This window comes from Candidatus Woesearchaeota archaeon (genome assembly GCA_027858315.1).
Lineage (GTDB): Archaea > Nanobdellota > Nanobdellia > Woesearchaeales > UBA583 > UBA583.
In genome coordinates this window covers 1-6,647 of record JAQICV010000102.1, presented here as the reverse complement: position 1 = coordinate 6,647, position 6,647 = coordinate 1, and the positions used below count along the sequence as shown (strand labels likewise).

10 protein-coding genes are annotated in these 6,647 nt (G+C 28.2%); all 10 read left to right on the top strand.

Features of this window, described 5'->3' with window-relative positions; genetic code table 11:
* The first annotated feature begins 210 nt into the window (after positions 1 to 210).
* A complete protein-coding gene (locus PF569_09960; protein MDA3856557.1) occupies positions 211 to 423 on the top strand; it encodes a hypothetical protein in 213 nt (70 codons plus the stop codon).
* A gap of 1,083 nt (positions 424 to 1,506) precedes the next feature.
* The gene (locus PF569_09955; GenBank protein ID MDA3856556.1) at positions 1,507 to 1,635 is read left to right on the top strand and encodes a hypothetical protein; all 129 of its coding nucleotides are present in this window, start codon (positions 1,507 to 1,509) and stop codon (positions 1,633 to 1,635) included.
* A 39-nt stretch (positions 1,636 to 1,674) separates the two neighbouring features.
* A complete protein-coding gene (locus tag PF569_09950) occupies positions 1,675 to 2,190 on the top strand; it encodes a hypothetical protein (GenBank protein ID MDA3856555.1) in 516 nt (171 codons plus the stop codon).
* Positions 2,191 to 2,195: 5 nt separating this feature from the next.
* Positions 2,196 to 3,224: a hypothetical protein gene (locus PF569_09945; protein ID MDA3856554.1), complete on the top strand. Its 1,029-nt coding sequence runs from the start codon at positions 2,196 to 2,198 to the stop codon at positions 3,222 to 3,224.
* Between the two features lie 36 nt (positions 3,225 to 3,260).
* The gene (locus PF569_09940) at positions 3,261 to 4,070 is read left to right on the top strand and encodes a hypothetical protein (protein MDA3856553.1); all 810 of its coding nucleotides are present in this window, start codon (positions 3,261 to 3,263) and stop codon (positions 4,068 to 4,070) included.
* A 492-nt stretch (positions 4,071 to 4,562) separates the two neighbouring features.
* Positions 4,563 to 4,721: a hypothetical protein gene (locus PF569_09935; protein ID MDA3856552.1), complete on the top strand. Its 159-nt coding sequence runs from the start codon at positions 4,563 to 4,565 to the stop codon at positions 4,719 to 4,721.
* 12 nt (positions 4,722 to 4,733) lie between these two features.
* Entirely contained in the window at positions 4,734 to 5,243 is a 510-nt protein-coding gene (locus tag PF569_09930) for a hypothetical protein (GenBank protein ID MDA3856551.1), read from the top strand.
* Positions 5,244 to 5,693: 450 nt separating this feature from the next.
* Complete coding sequence (locus tag PF569_09925) at positions 5,694 to 5,834, top strand: hypothetical protein (protein MDA3856550.1); 141 nt, start codon at positions 5,694 to 5,696, stop codon at positions 5,832 to 5,834.
* Complete coding sequence (locus PF569_09920; protein ID MDA3856549.1) at positions 5,835 to 5,960, top strand: hypothetical protein; 126 nt, start codon at positions 5,835 to 5,837, stop codon at positions 5,958 to 5,960.
* 322 nt (positions 5,961 to 6,282) lie between these two features.
* A partial coding sequence (locus PF569_09915) for a hypothetical protein (protein MDA3856548.1) occupies positions 6,283 to 6,647 on the top strand: 365 nt, incomplete at its 3' end.

Sequence of the window (6,647 nt, the reverse complement as noted above, 5' to 3'; positions counted from 1 at the left end):
GATGCAGTATTACCTTTAGAAACAAATATCTGGTGAAAATATATAGGAACAGTAGAAGATTATAATAATCAATATGGAGAAGTAGAAATAGGAACTTATCCAAGTCCAGAATTTGGTGGTGATGTATCCTATAATGGTTTCTTAACTACTTATAGTAATCCAGCTAATTATCTAAATATATTATATAATCCAACAACTATCAATGAAACTGTGTTTAAATCAGGGAGACTTGTAACTTTTGAGGCAGCTACTTTTATAACAGGTGATTTAATTTCTTATTATATTGGGGATGTCTACAATAAAAGATTTTATAAAGTTAAATTACTACATCAATTAATAAATGGGTATTTAGATTTAACAGATGATATTTGGAATAAGTACAGAACTTTTAAAGGAGGAGTATTAGATGCCACAACTTTCTGATTTAATGACCCAATATTTGAATATAAAAGCAATAAACAATATAAAGGAAAACTTAGTTTATCTTTAGAAATAGAAGATTTAGATGAATTTTCTTTAGTAGAATATCCAACTGTAACAAAGAATGCTTCGGAAGAATATACAATTTCTTTTACAGTTCTTATGAATGGTACAGAAGTTATAGAAAATGTACAACCAGAAGTAAAAATAACTTATGGAGAAGCATCCGAGATTACTTTAACAGGTACTTTAGTAGGTACTTTAGATGAAGGAGAATGAGTATTTGAACATAATTTAGGACCAGTTGTTACCAACACAGAATTATTTTATGAAATTAAACCAATTATATCAGTTGGTGGTGTTCCTATAGCAGAAATAGATTTACCTAATATCTATATCGATAAATACACAGAAACAGGTACAGTATTAATTACTACTGACCAAGATAAAATAGTCTTTGATCCAGATGCTGATAGATTTACCTGTGATCCTGTTGCAGGAGAAAAAACATTTGAAGTTATTTATCTTAAAAATAATTTAGACAATGATTTAACTCCAGCTTTAGTTACATCTAATACACCAAGTGTTTATGTATTAGATGGAGAAGCAACTCCAGTTGGAGCTGTTTTATTAGGCCATTATACTATAGCAGGGGACATTATTACTGTAATAGATACAGACCCAGCAGTTCCAGCATGAGTACATACAGCTTTTAAAATTAGTAATAAAATTATTGTTGCATCTGAGGACTGCTCCCTACAATCTTTATTTGTATTAATGGCAGATTGATTAACTACTACAGTATATGATATAACATTAACACAAAATGGAGAACCCGTACTTCCTTATAAAAATGCTGGGTACAATCAATTTTATTTCTGATTAAAACCTAAAGTAGCAGATAATGATAATAATTTTACTATACAAATAGCATCTAATAATTATGAAACTATTTCATATGAGAATATTATATTTGATTATGATAGATTAATTGATTATTCTTTTGAAAATGCCGGATATAGCACAATTTTCTTCGATCAATATTATAATCCACTAAAAGAATTATATTATGGTGTTCCTACTATGATGGCTATTCAAGATTTAGATAGAAAGAAAATAGAATTAACTATTACTATGAATCTGCCTTTTCCAGACTCTAGTAAAGGGAGTCTTTATGTTGAACAAATTCAGGATGATGTAACATATAAAGGATGAATTGTAAGAAGTGATGAAGCCACTATTGAAAGTAGTACAGTGTCATTAGGAGTAGAAATAGTTGATGAAAAAACAGCTAAAATTCTTATTTATCCAGATATAGATTTTAATATAAAAGGATTCTTGCCAGGACATGACTATCTATCTTACCAAGGAAATGTCTCTGCAAATACATCTTTAAATTTAGCTTTTATAGGAGTGATAAAATATACTCTAGTACAGGCTACTTTTTTCGGAAATAGTATACAAGCTGCTTATTTTCAATATTCTCCATCAGAATATTATGGAGATAATATTGCAGTACAAGTTATTGGTACTGGGTTAGATGAATCTATACAATTAGTATGGGGAGATTTATATGATGTTGAAAGATATGAACAAGTTCTTCAATTAGAAGAATCAGCGATTATAACAGCTCCTTATGTTAATGAGACTGTATTATCTGGCAATTTATATGATAATATTCCAGAAAATACAGAGGATTATTATGTAACTAGACAAGTAGATTCTGGAACTTTAGTATTAGCAAAAAATTTATTTTACTCTCTACAATAATAACTATGGCATTACCAACAATTAATATAGGAATAAATAATACTATACAAGCGGGACCGGAAGATGGTTCCCTTGTTTATAGATATGCTCCACTTAAAAATCTTAAAGGAGATGATGGAGACTTAATAGATTTTAGTGTTATAGCTAAAGATATAAAAGTGGATGTAAATACTCCACTACAAATAGATGTTGAGAAGTCTTATGATAATTCTACTAATTTAATTCTGAATGATAAAAATAATCCTTTAAAATTAATTAATACTAGATTTTATTTAAAAGATTCTTTAAATTATAAAATAGCAGATAGAGAAGGTGCTCTAGACACAAATATTTATTCTAAAGATAATATTTTATCAGAAACTTCTTTAATAAAAAGAGCAAAAACTATTTCTTCTCTTGATTTTTTAGGAATAGAAGATGGAGGTATTTTACATGTAGGTTTATATACTTTTTATTTTAAATTAGCAGATGCAGATGGAAATGAATCAGACTTTATAGCTGAATCAGGCCCTGTTACTTGCTATGTAGGAAGTGTAGATGATCCTAGTTCTATAAGAGGTGGTCAGTACAATGAAGACAGCGGAAAAATCGTTAAGTTTTTATTAAAAAATATAGATTTATCTTTTAGTTATATTAACATATATTATACAAAATCTACTGGAAGTAATGATGTAGCTACATTAGAGACTTTTAAAATAGAAGATAAATTTAAAATAGGTAGTTTAGATACTAGTATTACTATTACAGGATATGAAACTCATACAAAAATAGGTAATGAAGAAATAAATCTTCAGTATGCAGCTTTTGATGCTGCTAAGACAAGTGAAAATTGCCAAAAGATGACTTTTATTGGTGGGTCTCAAAGAAATTATGATTTATATGAAACTCTTGAAAAATATAGTTTATCTGTAGTACCAGAGATTTGTTTAGAAGAAAAAATTTCTCTATTAGATGAAGACTTTGAAAAGAAAAGTGTTCTTCATAAACCTGAATATTATAGTGCAGAAAATACTTATTATAGATTAGGTCATTGAGATGAAGAAATATATAGATTTGGTATTGTGTATATAATGAATGATTATACTTTATCACCTGAATTTAATGTTAGAGGAGTTACCGTATTAGATGACGATTTTATATTTACTACTATTGATGTAGATGATGTAATAAAATATGGAGAAGATGGAGTTTATTTAAGCAACTCTGAGAATATATATAATCCTGAAAATACTAAAGGTGTTTTTAAAATAGATTTAAAAGAAGGTATATTTTCTGCTAATACAGCTACTCCTATTGGGTTAAAATTTAGATTTAAAGGGGATGTAATAGAAGGAAATTCAATAAAAGACTTACCTGGATTAAAGGATATAACTAAAGGATGTTTCATAGTTAGACAAAAAAGAATACCTACAATCCTTACACAAGGACTTTCTATAGGGACAGAGAAAACTACAAGAACTCCTGTAATATATGGATCTCATTATGATTCGGAAACTAATGATAGCTTATCTTATTTTATGGAGTCTTTCTTAAAAAAAGAAAGTGACAGACCAAAGTTAGGAAGATCTTTTTTTACAGCTTCAAATGTTCTTTCAGATTCTTTAATATGCCCAGAAGCTACTTTAGACCCAGAAAAATTTGGGTCAATATTTAATTCATCTAATTTTATATTAAAAAAGATTAAAAATGATACTAATGCACTTTTTCTAGATAAAACAACTAATAATAAAAGAAATAAGTTTTTCTTAGGTAGTTTAGGCATCGGAACGCCAAGTACTAACTTAGATGCGTCTTTATTACTTGTAACTCCAGGAATTTCACAAATTGGAGATACAGATCATAAATTTAAAAGTTTAGCAGGAGATGCAGGAAGAGCCTGAGAAGCACTGGATATAAAAGGAGATTTAGAAGAAGCTTCTGATAATTATAAAGAGTCAGAGTGAACAAAAAGTACTACTAAGATTAGGGGTATCTTTAATACCTACATAGGCACAAGTTATAAATACTTAGAAAAGCATCAATTATATAATATATACCAGAAGGATTATAATTTTACTAAAAGATGAAGAGATTATTTTAAAGTAAGATATAATAATAAAGCTTCTTTCTTTGCTGTGTCTGATAGGATTTCTTGAGAGAATACTCAGGATCGTCCAATAAAAGTATATAGAGGAGATTGCTTTATAAATACAGTGGCTCATAGAATGAACTGGAATTTTATTGACCCAGAACTTCCTACTACTAATAAAATTATAGACAATTGAACTTGACATAAAAACTATAGAGTAGCTAAAGAAAATATTGAATTTACGGGTAATAATATAGGATTTGGTGATGGATGATCTGGAGAAAGCACAATTTTTTATCAAAAATTGTTAGAATTATTCACATATAGTTCCTCTAAATTAAGTGATGCAAAGGTAATCCCAGTAGATGGAAAAGATTTTGAAAAAAAATCAGAAGAAAATGGATTATATGGTGTTTCTAAAATTAATAGACCTGATGTAAATGCAGTTCCATTAGGACATTGAATAGTGTTTCCAGTGTGTTCAAATATAAATATTGCTTTAAGAGATTTAGATTTTTCTAGATCTTCTGAAGAGGCTCTTTTTGGTCTAAAAAGAAGTTTTCATCCTCTACAAGAAGCAGACCCAAATAATAAATTACCTGAATCTAGTATTTACAATAAAGGATATAAAGAAATAAACAGCAAAAAATCTTATTTTGAATTACCTGATGTTCCTTTTTTAAAGAATACTTTTAATACAAGAATACATTACTCTCAACCATTACAAGAATCTTCTTTTAAAAATGGAAATAGAATATTTATTGACAATCATTATAGAGATTATTCTAATGAATATGGAGCAATTGTAAAACTTGTAGAACGATTTGGTACATTGATAGCAGTCATGGAAAAAGGTATTTTAATGATACCTGTAAATGAGAGAGCTTTAATGGCAAATGCTTCTGGAGAAAATGTTTATGTAAATACTGAAAATGTTCTTCCAAAAAATCCTAAAGTAATTTCTGATTCTTTTGGTAGTATGTGAGAGAGTTCTATTGTAAAAACTAATAGATTTATATATGGAATTGATACTGTTGGTAAAAAAATATGGAGAACTAATGGAGAAGTTTTTGATATTATTTCAAATTTAAAAATTCAGAAATTTTTGAATGATAATATTACATTAAATAGATTACAGAATACATATATGAATGGATCTTTCTTTATTAAAACACATTTTAACGCTAATAAAGAAGATGTAATGTTTACTTTTGTAACTCCTGATAATCAATGGCATATATGTTGAAATGAACTTTTAGAAAAGTGAGTAACCAGATATTCTTGATTTCCTGAATATTCAGAAAATATTAACAATATTTTTTATACATTTGCAAATGAAACACATCATATTGGAAAAGGAAATATTTTATACAAACATGGCTTTGCAGGATTGCAAGAAGAGGCTGGAAATATCCTTCCTACCAAATGATATGATATGCAATATCCATTTGAATTTGAATTTGTAGTCATTGGTGTACAGGGAACTCAAAAGATATTTGATAATTTAAAAATTATATCAAATTTAACTGAACCAGATTCATTTTATTATGAAATAGCTGGAGAAGGTTTTAATTGAGTGGATGCTAAAGATAGTATTTATTCCTTTACTACACAAGACGAGTTTGAAAATTATTTATTAGGGGATTCTTCTATTAAAAAAGTACCTTATATATTTAAAAAGGATAATTTTACAAGAAGTTGAGTAGAAGGAGATGATATAAGAGATGTAACTCTTTTATATAATGATAAAACTAAACAAAAAGAAGTTTTATCCTATCAAAAAGGAATGGATATAAAGAAAAAAGGACGATTAAAAGGAAATATGAATTATGTAGAAGATGCTTGAGATGTGCAAATTCAACCAATTATTTTTAAATATGCATACTTAGACTCAAGTAATACTTTACTATTATCTGATAATGTAGGTATGAAAATTAGAGATAAGTACATAAAAATAAGAATAAGGTATGATGGCACTAGATATGCATTGATAAATTCACTATTAACACTATTTACTGTAAGTTATGCATAAAAGAAAAATACTAAAAGGACAGGCTGGATTACCATTAAATTATAATCTTGGGCTTAGTCCTTCTACACAAAAAAGTTTGCAGGAAATTCTTTCTGGGTCTAATAAATTAAAGTATTCTACTTTTGACCCTGCTACATATAAATCTGCACAAACTTCCATTGAAAAGATAGATTTAGGGTATAAGGGGTTAAACACTTCTTCTCCTTTAGCTAGTCTTGGTAAAACAAAAGGAGCTACATCATTAAAAGGAATTTCTGGAGCCGGAGCTGCTATTGAGGTAGCTTCTGGCCTTGTGCCAAAATATGATAATGAAAGTGAGTTGACGAATAAAGCAAATACAGCTTATGATACTACAGC